We start from the raw sequence: 18,526 nt of genomic DNA, 5'->3' as shown, positions 1-18,526 counted from the left end.
TCCCCCTAAACTGGATCAAATGAGCGAATATTATCCGATCACTACTATGCTCAACCAAACAGAGTAGTGTCTATATTTTATTCGGCGAACTTCGTGTCATAGTCTGCGGCAACACCGTATTTCGGGTCTTCCAGAACGGAAATCTCGACCATGTTACGGGCGTTGTGCAGAAGTTTGCGACAATCGGCGCTCAGGTGCCGAAGGTGAAGCTGCTTTCCGGCGTTGTTATATTTAATTGCAAGACTGTCAATAGCTTGCAACCCGGAATGGTCCACCACGCGGGAGTTCTGGAAATCAATGACCACATCATCCGGGTCGTTGCGCGGGTCGAACAGGTTCTGGAAACTGGTGACCGACCCGAAGAACAGCGGACCTTCCAGTTGATAAACCTTGGTACCATCTGGCGTCACATGGGTTGTCACATGCATTTTCTTGGCAGTTTCCCACGCATAGACCAGCGCCGCCACAATCACCCCGACAATCACCGCAACCGCAAGGTCGCTGACCACGGTTACCCCGGAAACAAGCACCAGCACAAAGGCGTCAGAGCGCGGGATCTTGTTGATGATTCGAAAACTGGACCAGGCAAAGGTCCCGATCACCACCATGAACATGACCCCGACAAGGGCGGCCAGCGGGATCTGTTCGATCAACGGGGACGCAAACAGGATGAAGCACAGCAGGAACAGGGCCGCAGAAATACCGGACAGCCGCTGACGTCCGCCAGAACTGACATTGATCATGCTCTGGCCGATCATGGCGCAGCCCCCCATGCCCCCAAAGAACCCGGTGACCGTATTGGCCACGCCCTGCGCCACGCATTCCTTGCTGGCGCCGCCCTTTGTGTCGGTGATTTCACAGACAAGGTTCAACGTTAGAAGACTTTCAATCAGGCCAATGGCCGCAAGGATCAGGGAATAAGGCAGAATAACCCACAGGGTTTCCAGCGTCAGGGGCACCATGGGAATATGGAAAGTGGGCAAGCCGCCTGAGATGGAGGCAAGGTCGCCCACCGTCCGCACATCAAGCTGCAAACCGATCACAAGGAAGGACACAACACCGATCCCCACCAGCGGCGCCGGCACCACCTTGGTCAGCTTTGGCATGAAAAAGATGATCCCCATGGTCAGGCCCACCAGCCCCAGCATCATGTACAGGCTCTGGCCGGTGATCCATTCCAGTTGACCGTCCGCACCGGCAATCTTGAACTGCCCCAACTGGGCGAGGAAAATCACGATCGCAAGCCCGTTCACGAAGCCCAGCATGACCGGATGCGGCACCATGCGGATAAACTTGCCCAGCTTGAACACCCCGGCAAGGATCTGGAAAATCCCCATCAGGACCACCGCCGCGAACAGATATTCCACACCATGACTGGCAACAAGGCTGACCATCACCACGGCCAACGCCCCGGTTGCGCCTGAAATCATGCCCGGACGCCCGCCAATCAGGGCGGTAATCAGGCCAACCAGAAAGGCGGCATACAACCCGACCAGCGGATGCACCCCGGCAACGAAGGCAAAGGCCACCGCTTCCGGCACCAGTGCCAAAGCCACTGTCAGGCCTGATAGAAGCTCAATTCTGATTTGTCCGAAGACACTTGTTTCTGAGGATTTTCCCGGCACTGAGGTGTTGGCTTGCACGTCTCGTTCCCTCTGTATTCTGGACATAAAAAAACGCACAACAAAGATTGTGCGCAGCAACATTTGTGGAGGGTTTAGTATACAATCTTTAGCGCAATTACCAGTGAAAACAGCGGGAAACAGACATGCGCCTTGGTCATGGCAATATTCTAATGTTAATTTCTTTAAAATAACATAGCCCATACAGCAATGTTCCTTGACATCCGCTCCCAAATCCATCATACGGCTCCATCACGCTCTTGCGGCGTGTTGTGCAGGCGCGAAAAACCGGGCCTTGCCGCGATCATGACAGTGAACAGTATTTCCGCGGTTTCAAACCGCTGCCGGCCTTATCGTCCCTCCAGACAATCCGAGCCAGGCTGGGAAAGACGGTTCCCACCTGTATTAACCCTCTGCCAAAGTACCGGCAGGGCCATTTTGTCTGTTTGAAGGACAGTAAAGAAAATGACAGTATTCGCCGACCTCAATCTGGTTGGGCCGCTTCTACGCGCTCTGGAGAAACAGGGCTTTGAGTCCCCGACCCCCATTCAGGGGTCCGCCATCCCGCACCTTCTGGAAGGCAAGGACCTGATGGGCATTGCGCAGACCGGCGGTGGCAAGACGGCAGCCTTTGTCCTGCCGCTGCTGCAGACCCTGTCCCACGACCGGAAACGGCCAAAGCCGAACAAGCCCACAGCCGTTATTCTGGCGCCGACCCGCGAGTTGGCCGTCCAGATCGGGAAATGTATCCAGGTCTTCACCCGTGGGATCAAACTGTTCCACACAACCGTTTATGGCGGCGCGCCTTACGGCCCGCAGTTGCAGCAGTTGAGCCGCGGTGTCGATATCCTGATTGCCACACCGGGCCGCCTGATGGACCACATGAAACGGGGAACCGTTCAACTTGATAACGTCCAGACCTTCATTCTGGACGAAGCAGACCGCATGCTGGACATGGGTTTCATTGACGACGTCAAGGAAATCACCGAAAAGCTGCCGCCTGAACACCAGACCGTGATGTTCTCGGCGACCATGAGCCCGGCCATCAAATCCCTGTCCAAGGACTTGCTGAACGAACCGGTTTATGTGGAAGCCCCGCGGGAAACAGTTGTTGCCGAAACCATCGACCATTCTGTTCTGATGGTTGGCCAGCAGCACAAGAAAGATCTGCTGATGCACCTTCTGGCCCTTGGCGACAAGGAGCGGGTGATCATCTTCGTGCGCACCAAGGCAACCACGGAAACGCTGGCCGCCGCCATTGAGGAAGAAATCGAGGGCACCAAGGCCTGCGCCATTCATGGTGACAAGCCGCAGCGCAGCCGCGAAAGAACCTTGCGCGCCTTCAAGCAGGGGAAATTCTCCATCCTTGTGGCAACCGATGTGGCCGCACGGGGCATTGACGTTTCCGGCATCACCCATGTCATCAACTATGACCTGCCGATGGAACCGGAAAACTACGTCCACCGCGTTGGCCGGACAGGTCGTGCCGGGGCAACGGGCATCGCCATCTCCATCTGTGAACCTCGCGAACGCAACCTGCTCCGCAATGTTGAAAAAGCCATCGAACAGAAAGTACGGATTGACGATGACCACCCCTTCCCCATGCCCAAAAGCCCGGCGAAAAAGCATCGTCCGGGAGGCGGGAGAAAGCCGTTCTCCAAGAATGGGGCCCCGAAAGGCAAGAAAACCTTCGGAAAGAACACGGGTAAGCCAGGATTTAAGAATGCCAAACGGCCCAATGGAGCCCCAAAGGCGAAATTTGGCAAGGCAGCACCGAACCGTGCAAAATTCAAAAAGGCCGGGTAAGGTCACCGGCCTTACAAACTGACCCGAGGCGGAACACCGCCAGAAATACCGCGGGGACGGAAACAACCGCCCCCGCCTCTCCTCCCCGCTCCCTCAGGTCCCGGGTAGGCCCTTCGGCCCATACATATGCCGGGCCCCTCATTCCCTCAGAACAGACAGCTTCTTTCGCAGGATGGCCCGCGCCTGCTGCACCCGTTTGCGGGCGTTGTCGTTGGAGATACCCAACGTGCAGGCGATATGGTCATACTCATCCCCGCTGACCAGCCGCATGACAAGCGGTTGCCGCAACTTTTCAGGCAAGTCCTGAATGGCCGTCGTGATCATGGCCCCGATCTCTGAATTGATCAGACGGGCCTCCGGCGTATAAATCACCGTATCCAACAACCCTGTATCGATATCCGATATTTCCTTCACCTTTTCGCGAAGCGTCCCCCGCCGCTTGTTCGAACGGTGAATATCAATGCAGATATTGTGCAGCAGCCGGGCGAACCATGCCCGCTCGTTGCTGATCTGGGTGGCATGAGCGGCGTATTTCTCAAAAGCCCGGATGGTAGCATCGCTGAAGGCATCCTCCGCATCCGTATGGCTGACATTCATCCATACCTGACTGAGCCGCTTCAGATAGTCCCCGTGGCTGTTCCATGCCTTCCAGAACATGGCGGGCGACGGAGTGCTCTCCTCGCATGGGGACGAGATGCTCTCGCTCGACAGAATAACTTCCCTCAGTTTTCCTGATGATTTTACAGATGAGGCATACCGGATATTGTTTTTCGTCACCCTGTCTCTCCACAGCAGCAATCCCAACCACAAAAAACTCTTTAAAAGAGCATTTTTCGAACGCTATGTGGATTTAGGTTGTAAATTACACGTTTAAAGTGCCAGCACAAAAACTTTCACAACCTAATAATCAAAAAGAGAAGTTTAGAAGAAAAATCTAAAATAAATCGGAAACAGGAATATCTTTTTATTGAAATATAAAAGTAAAACCCAAATTAACTTTAGTATAAAATAATTTTCATTGAAAGATTTCAAGAAATGACAAAAACTTACTCAAATCCTGTTACTGAATCTGTCGTTGCCCTGAATGAGCTTGTTCTTGGCTGCGCCCCGTCCAGCGCCATGGCCACCATGTATCTGAGCGTCGCCCATGCCGCCGGCATGGGGGCCCAGAACAACATCGCCACCCAACAGAACCTGAACATCCTGAATACAGCAGCGGTATCCGCCGCCGCCGGGAACATCCTGTGGGAAGGCATGACAGATCAGGTCAACAAACTGACCATGACAGATCGCCTGAAAAATTGGGAACAACTGGTCGCCATCATCAGTGGCGAGAAAACCGCCCCCGCATCAGGAGAGCAGGAAGGCACCGGGGAGGAAGGCGCGGCGACCGCCGGAACGGATTCAGCAGAAGGCGCATAGGCCCCTTCCCCTGTTTCCTTGCAGCCCCCCTTTTTCATGTCCAGTATGAAGTGATTAGTCATGACTGAAAACACAAAGCCGCCCTTCACCGCCATGATGGCAAATGTTGAGGAATCTCCCAGTTTTGCCATGGGGCTTCTTTATCAGTTTGCCGCCCATTCATCGGGCCTTGCCCTTGAGAACGCGACCATCAACGCCAATGTTCTGAACAGTGTTACCAGCGCAGGGGCCGCGTCCCTGACCGCACTCAAGAACGCCGAGGCGGCTGTCCTCAGTGCCCAGAAAACCACCATCGGCGAAAGCTATAACGCCCAGACCGCCGCCATCACACAGGCGCTCAACTCCCAGACGCAAACCGCTGTTACCGGCCTGAATTCGGTAACCAACGCCGGGGCCACGGCCCTGACGGCACAGACCAGTCAGGAAATCGCCGGCATTACCGCGGATGCCATTGCGGCAACAGCCGTTGCCATGGATAGCATCGTCAAGAAGATGGGCGGATAAGACGCCCTGATCAGGTCAGGATGATGGGGCTGCCCCGGGTAATGATCAATGTATGTTCATACTGGGCGCAGGGGGACCCGTCCCCCGTATAGAGGGTCCACCCATCATCCCCCTCGCGGTAATATCCCGCACCGGTGGTCAGGAAGGGCTCGATGGTAATGACCAGCCCCTCGACCAGAATATCCCTCCCGCTGGGCAGGAAGCGGTTATGAACTTCGGGGGGTTCATGAATATTGCGGCCGACGCCATGCCCGACCAGCCCGTCAATGATTTCAAAACCACTTTTGCGGGCCACGCCCTCAACCGCACGGCCAATGGCATTGATGGGGGACCCGGCCCGCGCCGCCTTCACCCCTTCTTTCAGGGCCTTGCGGGTCGCATTGCACAGATGCGTCAGGTGATCCTTGACCTTTCCGACCGGAATGGACCGTCCTGAATCTGCCCAGTAACCGTTCTTTTCCGCCGACACATCAACATTGACCAGTTCGCCTTCCTGCAGCACCCGCGGTCCCGGAATACCGTGCGCGGCCTCATCCCCGACACTGATGCAGCAAAAACCCGGAAAATCATAGGCCAGCATGGGCGCCGAGCGGGCGCCGTGATGGGCCAGCCTCTCACCCACGATCCGGTCCAGCTCCAGTGTGGTGATCCCCGGACGAACCAGCGTTTCCACTTCGTCGAGGATCTGCCGGATGATACCGCCGATCTCAATCAGTCCCTGCCGGTCCGTTTCGGTTTTAACAATCATGAATATCTTCTTTCAACACTGACGCCCTACGCAACAAACCACGGTTTTGCCTGTTTTCTGGCAAAAACACAAATAAGAGTTTTCGCAACCGGGAAAAGAAAATCCCAACCCGTTCTTCACATATTCTCAAACCGGTGCGTCTTGCCACTGTCGAATGATGAACATCTCATATTCATCGCTTTGTCTTGATGCATGGAGGAATGCCCAATGGCCAAAGATACGCCCGTCAACAGCCAGATAACGGATGCGGTGACGCAAGCCAATCTTACTGTTCTCGGCGGGGCACCCGCCCAGTCCATGGCAACCACCTACCAACTGCTTGCCCAGTCGGTTGGTGTCTCCATGCAGAACGCCGTGGCGAACCAGCAGAATATGAACACCATCGACTCCGCGATTGTGTCCCAGGGGATCAGCATGCTGTTCAACCTCGATACCGCCGCCGACGCCGGTTCCGTGCGGAACATCCTGATGGATGAATCCAATCTGGAAATAGCCGAGGCCCTGAAATCGATCATCAGTGAACTCAAGACACTGAAAGAAAAGCAGGCTGAATAACCCGAAAGACAAACCGCACAACCAACCTAAACCCTATGATGGAGCATTACCATGCCAGGCGATACCCCGGTCAACTCCCAGATTACCGATTCCATTACCCAGGCCAATGTGAGCAACCTTGCAGAAGCCCCTGCCATTTCCATGGCCAACACCTATCAGGTGTTCGGTCAGGTTGTGGGCGCAAGCATGCAGAACGCCGTATCCAACCAGCAAAGCGCGGCCACCATTGATCTGGCCATCACCACGCAGGGAACAAGCGTTCTTTATTCCCTGTCCGCATCAACGGCTGCGAAATCCACGTCGGAAGTCCTGGCCGGTAACCCGGTCGCGGAATCCCTTACAGCCCTTCAGGCCGCCGCAAGCGGCTTCTAGGTCTTGAGACTTTTAACAGGAACACTCATTCAAGGAGATAAATCATGGCTGAAAATACGTGGATGAACAGTCAGATCACAGATTCTGTCACCCAGTCAAACGTGAAGGTTCTGGGCGATGCCCCGGCAGAATCCATGGGAATGCTGTACCAGATGCTGGCACAAAGCACGGGTATGAGCATGCAGAACATGGTTGCCAACCAGCAGCACAAGAACTCCATTGACAGTGCCGTGGTAACCGGCGCGGTCACTATCCTCTATACGCTGGACACAGCCACCACCGGCAAGGCCACACAGGAAATCCTGAGCGGCAACCCGATCGCGGAATCCATGGCATCCATGAAAGGGGTCATGAACTCCTTCAATCGGGAAAACCCGAACACACCCAGCTTTAACCGCTAATCCGGGTTTGCAGACAGCATCCAATCTGTCTGCAACTGCGCCTGAACCTCACAATCGCCCCCGAGAGACCGTCTCTCTGTGAGGTTCAGGCATTTCAGTAGGGAAAAGAGACAGCAATGACCGCAAACAACAACTCAACTCCGGTAAAAAGCGTCAACAGCCAGATCACCGACGCGATCACCCAGTCCAACATGCTGGCGACAGGGATGGCGCCGGCCCATTCCATGGCGACACTCTATCAGTCCATGGCCCAGTCCATCGGGGCCTCGGTCCAGAATGCGGTGTCTAACCAGCAGAACGTGAACAGCGTCAATCTGGCGGCCCTGTCCCAGAATATCCAGCTTATTCTGCAACGTCCGCAACCGGCCACCCGCATCATTCATTCCGCCCAGCCGATTGTCCTTCATACAGAGGCACCAAAGCAGAAAAAACGCCGGAAAAATGACAGCGACACGTAACGGGTCGCCCGCGTCCACCATGGCCCCTAACGAAGCAGGAGCAACGGAATGACCGAGGAAAGCTACGTCAACAGCCAGGTAACCGATGCCATTACCCAGACCAGCATGAAGGTGGTCGGAGAGGCCCCGGCAGAAGCCATGGCAATACTGTATCAGCAAATGGCCCACAGTATCGGCCTTGCCCTGCAGAATGTCATCGCCCAGCAACAGCACAGCTATTCCATACATAACGCCATCACCCTTGCGGCGTCCCGTCAATTGCTGACAACCGATCCGGCCGCCGCCGCCAAGGCCTCCCAGGAACTGGTCGCAGGCAGTGCCATTACCGAAAACCTGTCGGCCCTGCAGGCCGTCGTCAACGAACTCGGGAAATAGTCCCTGATGCAGCCCCGCAACATATGTGAGCCCCCATGTCCCGAAAACAACACTCAGCGGAGGAAATAGCCGCCATACTCGATGAACTGGACGCCGGGTTGAGCGTCCCTGAAGCGCTCCGCAAGTTTGGCGTATCCAAGGCAACCCTGTATCGCTGGCGCAAGCAGGCCCGCAGTTCCCTTGACGAGGAAGCGGCCCGACTTCGGCAGGTGGACGAGGAGAACAGCCGGCTCAAAAATCTGCTGGCGGATGCCGCCCTGGAGATCCACGCCCTGAAGGAACAACTGGCCCGGATCAAAAAACAGTCTTAATCGGATTGTACTGTTGCCCACAGCTTGTATAACAGGGGCATGTCGCGTGATCCGTTACACATATTACAATCCGTTTTCGGGTATCCCGAGTTTCGCCACCAGCAGGCGGACATCATCCACCATATCCTGTCCGGTGGGGATGCCCTTGTCCTGATGCCAACCGGCGGCGGGAAATCCCTGTGCTATCAGGTTCCGGCCCTCTGCCTTGACGGGCTGACCGTTGTTGTCTCGCCGCTGATTGCCCTGATGCAAAATCAGGTGGAAGCCCTGAACCAGCTGGGCATACCGGCGGCGGCCCTCAATTCATCCCAGGAAATGGACGAACAGTCGCAGGTGCGAAAAGCCCTGATGGCGGGCGAGATCAAGCTGTTATATGTGGCCCCGGAACGGCTTTTCTCGGGCAACTTCCCGGATATCCTGAAACGCCTGAACCCGGCCCTGTTCGCCATCGACGAGGCCCATTGCGTTTCCCAGTGGGGGCATGACTTCCGGCCGGAATACCGCCGCCTTGCCCTGCTTCAGGAACAGTTCCCGACGGTGCCGCGCATCGCCCTGACCGCCACGGCCGATACGGAAACCCGTAAAGACATTGTCGAAAGGCTTGGCCTGCAATACGGGAAGGTGTTCCAGTCCGGCTTTGATCGCCCGAATATCACCTACAATGTCACTGACCGGAAAAATGGACTTAACCAGTTAGTTTCATTTTTAAAGAACAACCACCCGGATGATGCCGGTATTGTCTATTGCATGTCCCGGAAAAAGGTCGAGGCCACGGCCGAGAAACTGCAGGATGCCGGGTATAATGCCCTGCCCTATCATGCGGGCCTGCCGTCAGAGGTCCGGGCCACAACGCTGGACCGGTTTCTCAAGGAAGATGGCCTGATCATCGTCGCCACCATTGCGTTTGGTATGGGGATCGACAAGCCGGATGTGCGCTTTGTCGCCCATTTGGACCTGCCGAAGAACATGGAATCCTATTATCAGGAAACGGGGCGCGCCGGGCGGGACGGATTGCCTGCAACGGCCTGGATGACCTTCGGCCATCAGGATATCGTCAAGATCAAGCAACTGATGGGGGCGTCCCTGCCGCCGGAACAGCGCCTGATCGAAAACCAAAAGCTCTCTTCCCTGCTGGATTTCTGCGAGACGGTTTCTTGCCGCCGGGTCCTGTTGCTCACCTATTTCGGGGACGAAAACCCGGCCCCATGTGGCAACTGCGATAACTGCATGGCCCCGCCGACCCTGATCGACGGCACCGAAGATGCAAGACTGGCCCTGTCCTGCATCTACCGCACCGGCCAGATGTATGGCAGCGGCCATATCATTGATGTTCTGCTGGGGGCTGATACGGACAAGATCCGCAGCACTGGTCATGACACCCTCAATGTGTATGGCAAGGGAACCTCGAAAACACGGGCGGAATGGCAATCCCTGATCCGCCGTCTTCTCGCCCTTGGCTATATCAATACCGACACGGAAGGGTATGGCAGCCTGTCCCTTGACGAGAAATGCCGCCCCCTGCTGCAGGGCAAGGAAAGCCTGCATATCCGGAAACTGGAAAAATCCAAGGGCGGCAGCAGCCGGTCCCGTGCCCCCATCTCGCTGGACACAGAGGAGGAACGCCAACTTTTCGCCCGCCTCAAGGCCCGGCGGCTAGAACTGGCGAAAGAGCAGAACGTCCCCCCCTATGTGATCTTTCATGACAAGACACTGGTGGAAATGGTCCGCCTGAAGCCGACCTCCATGGAAACCTTCCGGGAAATCCCCGGCATCGGCGAGACAAAACGAGACAAATACGGCGCTGCCTTTCTGGACGCCCTGTCAGAGCCTGTCTGACCGATTGCGGCATTGATAGGCCTCCTGCACGGGTGGCATATCACCCCTTCGGCCCGGATATATTCGCACTCATCGCCATGCCGACATCATAAAAACCGACATTCGCAACAGGGCGCGACTGGCTATCTGGACGGCCATGCCCCTTTTCGCGGAACCGGGTTTTTATATGATTTAACGCTTCTTTAGAGAGATTTATTGACAAAAATTACACAACTTCCAAAATCATAACCGGTGGTCATTTACGAACAGGCTGGGGACATCAATGCTGAAACTGAGCATCAACGGACAGACAACCGATATCGACGCAGAAGAGGACACGCCCCTTCTTTGGGTGCTGCGCGACACGGTCGGCCTGACAGGCACAAAATTCGGGTGCGGCGTTGCCGCCTGCGGGGCCTGCACCGTCCATGTGGACGGAGAGGCCGTGCGCTCCTGCGTTGTCCCGGTCAGTGATGTTATCGGCAGCGAAATCACCACCATCGAGGGCCTGTCCCCAGACGGACTGGACCCGGTTCAGGTCGCATGGATAGAGGAACAGGTTCCCCAGTGCGGCTATTGCCAGTCCGGCATGATCATGGCCGTCAGTTCCCTGCTCCGCGATAACCCGTCGCCCACGGATGCGGATATCGACGATGCCATCACCAACATCTGCCGCTGCGGCACTTATCCGCGCATCCGAAAGGCCATCCATCTTGCGGCCAAACTTCGGGCGGAGGCGTGATCATGGCGAAATTCAAGTTTTCACGGCGTAAATTCCTGATCGCGGGCGGCCTCGTTGGCGGCGGACTGGCCATCGGTTTCGGCTTCAAGGAAGACACCCCCGATGCGGCGGCCTTTGCCGAAACCATGGAAGACGGGGAATATGTCCTCAACGCGTGGGTAAAAATCGCCAAATCCGGCAAGATCACCGTCGCCGTTCCCCATTCGGAAATGGGACAGGGTATTTACACGGCCCTGTCCATGCTGGTGGCCGAGGAACTGGAAGTTGATGTTGCCGCGGTCACCCCGGAACAGGCCCCGATCGCGCCGGTCTATGCCAACTTCACCGCCATCATGGACAGCCTGCCCTTCTCGGACGGGCACCATAAAGGCGAGGCCACCATTGGCGCCTGGGGCATGAGAAAGGTGGCCAATCTTCTTGGGGTTCAGGTCACCGGCGGCAGCACCAGCGTCCGCAACTCGTGGGAGTCCATGCAGAAAGCTGGTGCCATGGCCCGTGAAATGCTGATCGCAGCAGCGGCCCAACTCTGGCAGGTCTCGCCGGGGGAATGCCGCGCCGAACAGGGTCATATTGTCCACCCCGCCAGCGGCAAACGGGCTTCCTACGCCGATCTGGTGGAAAGTGCCGCCGACATGGAACCGCCCACCGATGTCACCCTGAAAGCCGCCAGCCTTCGGAAAGTCATCGGGACCAGCCCGAAACGTCAGGACATTCCGGACAAGGTCACCGGCAAGGCCGGTTTCGGGCTGGATGCGACCCTTTACAACCGCGACCTGTTATATGCTGCGGTGAAATTATGTCCCGTTTTCGGGGGCACCGTCCGCTCGTGGGATGAAGATGCCATTCGCACCATGCCGGGCGTTCGAAAGGTTGTATCCGTTGGGACCGGTGTTGCCGTTGTCGCCGACAGTTTCTGGCGCGCCAAGAAGGCGGTCGACGCCCTGCCCGTGACGTTTGATGAAGGCGACAACGCAAACCTGTCCTCGGAAGGGATTTTCCAGCAATACCGTGAAAGCCTGCAACAGGAAGAAGGGCGATCCTATGTGGATGACGGGGATACCAACGCCGCGCTTGCAAAGGCGGGGTCGGTCCTGTCCGCCACCTATCAGGTTCCATTTCTGGCCCATGCCTGCATGGAACCCATGAACTGCACGGCCTTTGTTGGGGAGAACGAGGTCGAGGTTTCCATCCCCAATCAGGCCCCGACCCTGATGGCATGGTTTGCCGAGAAAACCGCCGATGTTGATGCAGAGAATGTCACTGTCCACACCCCTTATCTTGGCGGCGGGTTCGGTCGGCGGGCCGAAATTGATTTGGTGGTCATGGCCGTCACCATTGCCAAGGAAACAAACGGTGCCCCGGTCAAGCTGATCTGGACCCGGGAAAACGATATTCAGCACGACATGTACCGCCCCGCGGCACTGGCGGAATTCAAGGCGGTTCTTGGGGCGGATGGCAAGGCGGAAACATGGCTCAACCGGGTTGCCAGTCCCTCCGTCACCCGATCCTTCACCGAACGGATGCTGCCGTGGGCCGGGGCCGACATGCCTGACAATACAACGGCGGAAGGCGCGGCGGATATCCCCTATCAGTTCCCCAACAAGTTAATGGAACATGTGCCCGTTCGGACGCCGGTTCCGGTCGGGTACTGGCGCAGTGTGGGCCATTCCTACAATGCGTTCTTTACGGAATGCTTCATGGACGAGATGGCCCATGCCGCCGGAACGGACCCTGTCGATTTCCGCCTTGCCCATCTGGAAGGACAGTCAGATTTCACGGCGGTTCTGAAGAAACTGGCGGCGGCAAGTGGCTGGGGGCAACCCCTGCCAGCGGGCCGCGCCCGCGGTATTGCCCTCCATGAATCCTTTGGTTCCATCGTCGGGCAGGTGGCGGAAATTTCCGTCGATGCGGACAAGACCCTGACCGTTCACAAGGTCACCTGTGTGGTGGATTGCGGCACCGTGGTCAATCCCGACACGGTCCGCGCCCAGATGGAAAGCGGTATTGTTTTCGGTCTGTCGGCGGCCTTCTATGGGGAAATCACCATTGAAAACGGGCGGGTCCAGCAAAGCAACTTCCCGGACTATGACATGGTACGGCTTGCCAACTGCCCGGAAATCGAGGTGCATATCGCTGCCAGTGGTCGCCCCCTTGGCGGCATCGGCGAGCCGGGCACGCCCCCGATTGCCCCGGCGGTTGCCAATGCCCTCTTTGCGGCAACAGGGGAACGGGTTCGCTCCCTCCCCCTCACCAAACACGGGTTCAGCGTCTAACAAGCCGCAATACGGCCGGACACCCTGTCCGGCCCAGCCTGCTTGTCCTTTACCCTGCCTGCCGAACCTTGATGGCCCGGCTGAGGGCTTCTGAAAAGCGGATTTTTGTGAACGGCTTGTAAAGGATGTCGATCTTTTCGGGCAAGGTGACCTCGCCGCTCAAGACCTCCTTGCTGAAACCGGACATCAATAATTTCGGCATGTCTGGATATTGATCCTCGGCCAGTGTGACAATCTCCACCCCGGAAATTCCCTTCGGCAAGGTCACATCCGACAGCAGAATATCCACCGGCTCCCGCTCCAGCGCGTTCAGGGCCGCGACCCCGTCACCGCATTCCAGCGTGGCATAGCCCATGGATTTCAGTTGCGAAACGATCAGGCGGCGGACGGCTGTATTATCCTCGACCACCAGAACCAGTTCCCCGCGCCCCCGGATCACATCTCCCGGCGGCACCGGGATAGTCTCGTCTGCGTCTTTGACCTTTGGCAGATAAAGCTGGATAGACGTTCCCTGCCCGATTTCACTATAGATATTCAGCGCCCCGCCGGATTGCTTTACAAACCCGTACACCATGCTGAGGCCAAGGCCACTGCCCTTGCCGACTTCCTTGGTGGTGAAAAATGGCTCCAGCACCTTGTCGCGCACCGTCTCCGGGATACCTTCCCCGGTATCCGTCACCACGACGCAGACATAGTCACCGGGCAGCATATCCCCCTCGGCTTCGGCAAAATCCTGATCAATGGTGATGTCGAAACTCTCGATCACCAACTCCCCCCCGGCTGGCATGGCATCCCGGCCGTTGACCGCAAGGTTCAGAAGGGCATTCTCCAGTTCATTGGGGTCAATCAGCACGGACCAACTGTCATTCAGGCTGGACCGCACCGTCACGGTCTCGCCAAGCGCCCGATCCAGCAGGCTTTGCATCTCATGGACGATTTCCCCCGGCCGCACAACAACGGGTTTCAGGGTCTGCTGGCGCGAATAGGCCAAAAGCTGATGGGTCAGGGCCGCCCCTTTCTCAACCGCCCGAATGGCATCTGACAGGGCTTTCCGGTTGGGATCCTCATGGCTCATCCCTTCCTCCACCAGTTCCAGATTACCCAGAACCACCGCGAGCAGATTGTTGAAGTCATGGGCAACGCCGCCCGTCAATTGGCCAACAATTTCCATCTTCTGGGCCTGCCGCAATTTTTCAAGGGATTGCGCGGCTTCCTTCTGGGCCTCAATCTCGCTTGTGATATTGGTGGATGTCCCCCGATATCCCACAAACCGATTGTCATTATCGTAAACAGGCCGCCCGCTTACAGACCAGTATTCCCAGCCCCCCTCTGCCCCCGAAATACGGAAAATGAAATTGCGGAACGGCTGCCTCTCCTCCAGCGCCTGCTTGTGATGCTCCCAGTCACTGAACTCCAGATCAATTGCGGATAATTCCCAACGTCTGCGCCCTAGCAGGTCCGATGTCTCGACGGACAGGCTGCTTTGCGGGTCCCGCGACAGATAGGTATAGATATGATCTGCGTCCGTTTCCCACAAAAGATCCGACGAGACAGACGCAAAATCGGCAAACCGCTTCTCACTCTCCAGAAAGGCGGCGAATACATTTTCCAGCGTCCGGGAAAACTCGTTAAACTCCTGAATTGACGTCACCGGCGGCGCAACCGCATCCGATTGCCGCCCCACTGTGCGGGCATAGTCCATCACCTTGCCCAACGGTTGCAGAAGCAATGCCCGAAGGGCCGACAGGGCCAGAAGCGACAACAAAAGCGCCAACCCCAGCCCCAGAAGGGTGGAAATAACGAAGGTTCTGATGAGCGAGCGGTCACTTTCCGTATTATAGGCCGTGACCGAGGCAAAGCCCGCTTCCGGAAACCGCTCGGACAGGATTTCAGACCGGATCAGACGATAGCCGGAGACCTGCTTTTCAACCTGCCCCGCCTCGAACACCAGATCCGCTGCTGGCACCACCTCGCCGTCCCCGTGCGAGGTGGCCAGAACCTGCCCGCCGCGCATCAGGACGGTCAGATCCGCCTGCGCCCTGTCATTGACCATCTGGGCCAGACCGGTATTCCCGCTTAAGAACACCCCGCCCACCAGATAGCCTTCCACCCGGCCGGAAATCTGGTTGATGATGGCCTGTTTGTAAAAGGCCATAATTCGCGACCTTTCGGAAGGCCCTGCGTCTTCCTCGGCCCAGAACCAGTTCCCCAATTGCGATGAGGACGCCCGCACCGCCTGCAGGATCACCGGGAAGCCGGAAAGCTCGGTATGGTACCGCTCTACAATCTCACCGCCCGATGTCAACAGGACCAGAACATCAAACTCGCCTTGCGACTGGTTATAGAAAATCTCTCCCAGAAAGGCCTTCTGGGTATCCTGACTGCCCGGACCGATGGCTTCCGTAAAAACCGCATCCTCGACGGTCACGTCAATGATATGCCGCAATCTTTCCAGGCTGGTCTCGGCGACAAGATCACTGATTGACTGGCTGTGGGATTGAAGCTGGGCCCTTTCCTGTTCCAGCGCGGTCAGTGAGTTCCGATAGGTAGCGGCCAGAAGAACCGCCAAAATCAGCAGGACCAGAACGAACAGCCCCCCCGCCAGCACCAGCGGAAGTTTGTATTCCCGTGTCATTTTTGACCTATTTTGAGTATCTAAAGGCACGTTCCTTCAATTCCATCAATCTCTTGGAACCGCTTTTCTGGTCCACAAGTACCAACTCACCCGAATACACCAGCGGCACCGCCGCCCGCCTTCCTGTCTGGTCCAGAAAGACCGCCTCGGCCATGGCAACCCCGTTGTCATCATTCATGCGCATCACCGTGAAGGGTAACTCCCCTGCCTCAAGCGCAGCCAGTTCTGCAGCCCCGCCGCCCCAGCCATTTGTCAGCACCTGCCCCAGCTTTCCCGTCTCCTTCAAGGCATCCACCACACCAAGCGCGATATCCGTCGAGGCGCTATAGATAAAATCCAGATCCGGGTAGGCCGTCAGCAGTTCCAGCGCCGCCGCGCGGGCCTTTTCCCGATCAAAGCCCACATAATAGGCCGCTGCCCGCTTCATTTTCGGATGCTCGTCCATGAACAGGTAAAAGCTATCCCCCCGCATGGCACTGACATACCCTTCTGGGCCATACAGCATGGCATAGGTCGCCTCTCCCCCGGTTTCTGTCAGGTACCGTTCCGCCAGCAGGCGGGTTCCTGCGATATGATCGAACCCCACATATTGAAAAGGTTGCCGATTTCCAAAGGCCTTCAACGGGGTGGTGATATTCTGCAGGAAGACCTTTGTCGGCCCGGCCGCCATGAATTTCTGGATCAGGCCCTTGTGACGTTCCGCGTTCAACGTGAAAACAAGATAGTCAGCCTTGGAATTCAGCGCCTTGGCAAGATAGGATCGCTGCATCCCCACATCCTTGGACGGGCGGGTGAAATAGGGCATCAGGGTGTATTTCACGCCCAGTTCTTTCAGCCGCGCCTCAAATGCGCGGACACTTCTTGTCCAATAGTCGGAAGCCTGAACGCCGGGATAAACCACACTGATCCGCAAGGTTCTATCCGGTAAGGGGACGTCCACATTGCCCGATTTCTGAACCCGCTTCTCGAAGGCGGCGGTAATCTGTTTCTGTGCCGGTTTTTTTCTGAAAAACTCGTCGATTGTCCAGTAATCCTCAAAGCGGGACTGGCCAAACGCCGGTACACTCAGGACAAGGCAGAAAAAAAGCATCAGACCCGCTTTTACAATACCGAATACGCTGCCGCGCTGTCCCTGTTTACTCTTTCTTTTCAAATGCGCATCCCTCCCGGTTTCACGCATGCGGGAATAAAGCCTATTGCCAAAAAGTTTACGAACTCTTTAGAAATTCTCCAAATTCACACAGAGGGGATCTCTCCCTCGTCCCCTTCCACATCCCGGAATTTGTCTTGGTTTTCCCTCAACAACGCTGTTATTCTGATATTCTCAAATCTCTATTCCCAGCGACCAAGAAGAAAAATAATGAGCAATCCACTGGACGGTATCGTCGTCGTGTCCCTCGAACAGGCCGTTGCGGCCCCGTATCTTTCCTCGCGCCTTGCCGATGCGGGCGCCCGTGTCATCAAGATAGAGCGCGAAGAAGGTGATTTCGCCCGCTATTACGACGATGTGGTGAACGGGGAAAGCGCCTATTTCGTCTGGCTGAACCGGAGCAAGGAATCCATCCAGCTTGACATCAAGGACGCGGAAGACCTTGCCCTTCTCAAGCGGATGATCCTGAAGGCGGATATCTTCATCCAGAATCTGGCCCCCGGCGTTGTCGACAAATATGGCCTCGACAGCAAGACCCTGCGAGCGCAACAGCCTGCACTGATTACCGTCGATATTTCCGGCTATGGGGAAGAAGGCCCGTTCGCCAAGATGAAGGCCTATGACATGCTGGTCCAGTCGGAAACCGGACTGGCCGCCGTCACCGGCTCGCCGGATGAGCCCGGCCGGGTCGGGGTTTCCGTCTGTGATATTGCCGCCGGGATGCACGGCCTTGTTGCTGTTCTGGAAGCCCTGTATGAGCGCACCCGAACCGGAGAAGGCCGGGCCATCAAATCCACCCTGTTTGCCGGCATGGCGGACTGGATGACGGTTCCGCTTCTGCATCAGGAATATGGCGGCAAGGCGCCGGGACGCGCTGGCCTGCGCCATCCGTCCATCGCCCCCTACGAAGCCTTCGAGACCGGCGACGGCGGCAAAGTCGTCCTGTCAATCCAGAACCAGACCGAATGGCGTAACCTGTGTGAAAAGGTCTTAAAGACCCCGGACCTTGCCGATGATCCGCGCTACAAAACCAATATAGACCGGGTCGCCCACCGGGAAGAACTGCATCAGGATATTGCCCGCCTGTTTCAGGGAATGACACGTCCGGAAGCCGCCGACAGGTTGCTTGCGGCCCGGATTGCCTTTGGCTCCCTCAACAGTGTGGCGGATCTGTCGGATCACCCACAGCTTGAACGCACGGTTGTGGACGCGCCAAACGGCCCGATCAACCTTGTCGCCTCTCCCATCCGGTTCGAAGGCACAGAAGACAGGTTCGGGCGCATTCCTGCCCTTGGCGAACATAACGCTCCCTTGCGGGAGGAATTCAAAGACTGACC

At 56.8% G+C, this 18,526-nt stretch carries 18 protein-coding genes; 13 read left to right on the top strand and 5 right to left on the bottom strand.

What is annotated here, in order from left to right:
• Nucleotides 1-77: 77 nt before the first annotated feature.
• Nucleotides 78-1,670 carry a SulP family inorganic anion transporter gene (locus FQB27_RS09855; protein ID WP_169560846.1) on the bottom strand — a complete coding sequence of 531 codons (1,593 nt, stop codon included), beginning with the start codon at nucleotides 1,668-1,670 and terminating at the stop codon, nucleotides 78-80.
• A gap of 417 nt (nucleotides 1,671-2,087) precedes the next feature.
• Between FQB27_RS09855 and FQB27_RS09850 the strand changes: the two genes are divergently transcribed.
• Nucleotides 2,088-3,428 (top strand): DEAD/DEAH box helicase, encoded by a 1,341-nt coding sequence (locus FQB27_RS09850; protein WP_169560845.1) that lies wholly within the window; start codon nucleotides 2,088-2,090, stop codon nucleotides 3,426-3,428.
• Nucleotides 3,429-3,566: 138 nt separating this feature from the next.
• On the opposite strand, the gene FQB27_RS09845 is transcribed toward FQB27_RS09850, so the two are convergent.
• On the bottom strand, nucleotides 3,567-4,205 hold the full coding sequence (locus FQB27_RS09845) for an RNA polymerase sigma factor (protein WP_169560844.1): 639 nt from the start codon (nucleotides 4,203-4,205) through the stop codon (nucleotides 3,567-3,569).
• 258 nt (nucleotides 4,206-4,463) lie between these two features.
• Between FQB27_RS09845 and FQB27_RS09840 the strand changes: the two genes are divergently transcribed.
• Together FQB27_RS09840 and FQB27_RS09835 are read left to right on the top strand one after the other, a co-directional pair.
• Nucleotides 4,464-4,850, top strand: a complete 387-nt coding sequence (locus FQB27_RS09840) for a RebB family R body protein (protein WP_169560843.1) — start codon at nucleotides 4,464-4,466, stop codon at nucleotides 4,848-4,850.
• Nucleotides 4,851-4,910: 60 nt separating this feature from the next.
• The gene (locus tag FQB27_RS09835; protein WP_169560842.1) at nucleotides 4,911-5,354 is read left to right on the top strand and encodes a RebB family R body protein; all 444 of its coding nucleotides are present in this window, start codon (nucleotides 4,911-4,913) and stop codon (nucleotides 5,352-5,354) included.
• A gap of 10 nt (nucleotides 5,355-5,364) precedes the next feature.
• Here the strand turns inward: FQB27_RS09835 and map are convergent, their stop codons facing one another.
• A complete protein-coding gene (gene map, locus FQB27_RS09830; protein WP_169560841.1) occupies nucleotides 5,365-6,102 on the bottom strand; it encodes a type I methionyl aminopeptidase in 738 nt (245 codons plus the stop codon).
• Nucleotides 6,103-6,309: 207 nt separating this feature from the next.
• On the opposite strand from map, the gene FQB27_RS09825 reads away from it, so the two are divergent.
• The 9 genes from FQB27_RS09825 (at nucleotide 6,310) to FQB27_RS09785 (ending at nucleotide 13,404) form a co-directional block, all read left to right on the top strand.
• A complete protein-coding gene (locus tag FQB27_RS09825; RefSeq protein ID WP_169560840.1) occupies nucleotides 6,310-6,657 on the top strand; it encodes a RebB family R body protein in 348 nt (115 codons plus the stop codon).
• Nucleotides 6,658-6,708: 51 nt separating this feature from the next.
• Nucleotides 6,709-7,029 (top strand): RebB family R body protein, encoded by a 321-nt coding sequence (locus FQB27_RS09820; protein ID WP_169560839.1) that lies wholly within the window; start codon nucleotides 6,709-6,711, stop codon nucleotides 7,027-7,029.
• Between the two features lie 44 nt (nucleotides 7,030-7,073).
• Nucleotides 7,074-7,430: a RebB family R body protein gene (locus FQB27_RS09815; protein ID WP_169560838.1), complete on the top strand. Its 357-nt coding sequence runs from the start codon at nucleotides 7,074-7,076 to the stop codon at nucleotides 7,428-7,430.
• A 116-nt stretch (nucleotides 7,431-7,546) separates the two neighbouring features.
• Nucleotides 7,547-7,888, top strand: coding sequence for a RebB family R body protein (locus tag FQB27_RS09810; protein WP_169560837.1), 342 nt, complete (start codon nucleotides 7,547-7,549; stop codon nucleotides 7,886-7,888).
• A gap of 48 nt (nucleotides 7,889-7,936) precedes the next feature.
• Entirely contained in the window at nucleotides 7,937-8,263 is a 327-nt protein-coding gene (locus FQB27_RS09805; protein WP_169560836.1) for a RebB family R body protein, read from the top strand.
• 35 nt (nucleotides 8,264-8,298) lie between these two features.
• Nucleotides 8,299-8,574, top strand: a complete 276-nt coding sequence (locus tag FQB27_RS09800) for a transposase (protein ID WP_169560835.1) — start codon at nucleotides 8,299-8,301, stop codon at nucleotides 8,572-8,574.
• Nucleotides 8,575-8,613: 39 nt separating this feature from the next.
• Nucleotides 8,614-10,410: a DNA helicase RecQ gene (recQ, locus tag FQB27_RS09795; RefSeq protein WP_169560834.1), complete on the top strand. Its 1,797-nt coding sequence runs from the start codon at nucleotides 8,614-8,616 to the stop codon at nucleotides 10,408-10,410.
• Nucleotides 10,411-10,672: 262 nt separating this feature from the next.
• On the top strand, nucleotides 10,673-11,131 hold the full coding sequence (locus tag FQB27_RS09790; RefSeq protein WP_169560833.1) for a (2Fe-2S)-binding protein: 459 nt from the start codon (nucleotides 10,673-10,675) through the stop codon (nucleotides 11,129-11,131).
• Between the two features lie 2 nt (nucleotides 11,132-11,133).
• A complete protein-coding gene (locus FQB27_RS09785) occupies nucleotides 11,134-13,404 on the top strand; it encodes a xanthine dehydrogenase family protein molybdopterin-binding subunit (protein ID WP_169560832.1) in 2,271 nt (756 codons plus the stop codon).
• 49 nt (nucleotides 13,405-13,453) lie between these two features.
• Here the strand turns inward: FQB27_RS09785 and FQB27_RS09780 are convergent, their stop codons facing one another.
• Together FQB27_RS09780 and FQB27_RS09775 are read right to left on the bottom strand one after the other, a co-directional pair.
• Complete coding sequence (locus tag FQB27_RS09780) at nucleotides 13,454-16,039, bottom strand: ATP-binding protein (protein WP_169560831.1); 2,586 nt, start codon at nucleotides 16,037-16,039, stop codon at nucleotides 13,454-13,456.
• Between the two features lie 7 nt (nucleotides 16,040-16,046).
• Nucleotides 16,047-17,129: a substrate-binding domain-containing protein gene (locus FQB27_RS09775; protein WP_169560830.1), complete on the bottom strand. Its 1,083-nt coding sequence runs from the start codon at nucleotides 17,127-17,129 to the stop codon at nucleotides 16,047-16,049.
• A gap of 270 nt (nucleotides 17,130-17,399) precedes the next feature.
• Between FQB27_RS09775 and FQB27_RS09770 the strand changes: the two genes are divergently transcribed.
• Entirely contained in the window at nucleotides 17,400-18,524 is a 1,125-nt protein-coding gene (locus tag FQB27_RS09770) for a CaiB/BaiF CoA transferase family protein (RefSeq protein WP_169560829.1), read from the top strand.
• Nucleotides 18,525-18,526 lie beyond the last annotated feature (2 nt).

The sequence above is a fragment of the Sneathiella chinensis genome, from assembly GCF_012720115.1.
Classification (GTDB): domain Bacteria; phylum Pseudomonadota; class Alphaproteobacteria; order Sneathiellales; family Sneathiellaceae; genus Sneathiella; species Sneathiella chinensis.
Note: the sequence above shows the minus strand (reverse complement) of the source record. Positions and strands in the feature narration are given on the sequence as shown.

Bases quoted from the DNA above. Each gene is read 5' to 3' on its own strand.
- FQB27_RS09820 (WP_169560839.1), top strand. From the start codon at position 6,709: ATGCCAGGCGATACCCCGGTCAACTCCCAGATTACCGATTCCATTACC.
- FQB27_RS09805 (WP_169560836.1), top strand. From the start codon at position 7,937: ATGACCGAGGAAAGCTACGTCAACAGCCAGGTAACCGATGCCATTACC.
- FQB27_RS09800 (WP_169560835.1), top strand. From the start codon at position 8,299: ATGTCCCGAAAACAACACTCAGCGGAGGAAATAGCCGCCATACTCGAT.
- FQB27_RS09850 (WP_169560845.1), top strand. From the start codon at position 2,088: ATGACAGTATTCGCCGACCTCAATCTGGTTGGGCCGCTTCTACGCGCT.
- FQB27_RS09775 (WP_169560830.1), bottom strand. From the start codon at position 17,129: ATGCTTTTTTTCTGCCTTGTCCTGAGTGTACCGGCGTTTGGCCAGTCC.
- FQB27_RS09785 (WP_169560832.1), top strand. From the start codon at position 11,134: ATGGCGAAATTCAAGTTTTCACGGCGTAAATTCCTGATCGCGGGCGGC.
- FQB27_RS09790 (WP_169560833.1), top strand. From the start codon at position 10,673: ATGCTGAAACTGAGCATCAACGGACAGACAACCGATATCGACGCAGAA.
- recQ (WP_169560834.1), top strand. From the start codon at position 8,614: ATGTCGCGTGATCCGTTACACATATTACAATCCGTTTTCGGGTATCCC.
- FQB27_RS09835 (WP_169560842.1), top strand. From the start codon at position 4,911: ATGACTGAAAACACAAAGCCGCCCTTCACCGCCATGATGGCAAATGTT.
- FQB27_RS09855 (WP_169560846.1), bottom strand. From the start codon at position 1,670: ATGTCCAGAATACAGAGGGAACGAGACGTGCAAGCCAACACCTCAGTG.
- FQB27_RS09840 (WP_169560843.1), top strand. From the start codon at position 4,464: ATGACAAAAACTTACTCAAATCCTGTTACTGAATCTGTCGTTGCCCTG.
- FQB27_RS09815 (WP_169560838.1), top strand. From the start codon at position 7,074: ATGGCTGAAAATACGTGGATGAACAGTCAGATCACAGATTCTGTCACC.
- FQB27_RS09825 (WP_169560840.1), top strand. From the start codon at position 6,310: ATGGCCAAAGATACGCCCGTCAACAGCCAGATAACGGATGCGGTGACG.
- FQB27_RS09780 (WP_169560831.1), bottom strand. From the start codon at position 16,039: ATGACACGGGAATACAAACTTCCGCTGGTGCTGGCGGGGGGGCTGTTC.
- FQB27_RS09770 (WP_169560829.1), top strand. From the start codon at position 17,400: ATGAGCAATCCACTGGACGGTATCGTCGTCGTGTCCCTCGAACAGGCC.
- map (WP_169560841.1), bottom strand. From the start codon at position 6,102: ATGATTGTTAAAACCGAAACGGACCGGCAGGGACTGATTGAGATCGGC.
- FQB27_RS09810 (WP_169560837.1), top strand. From the start codon at position 7,547: ATGACCGCAAACAACAACTCAACTCCGGTAAAAAGCGTCAACAGCCAG.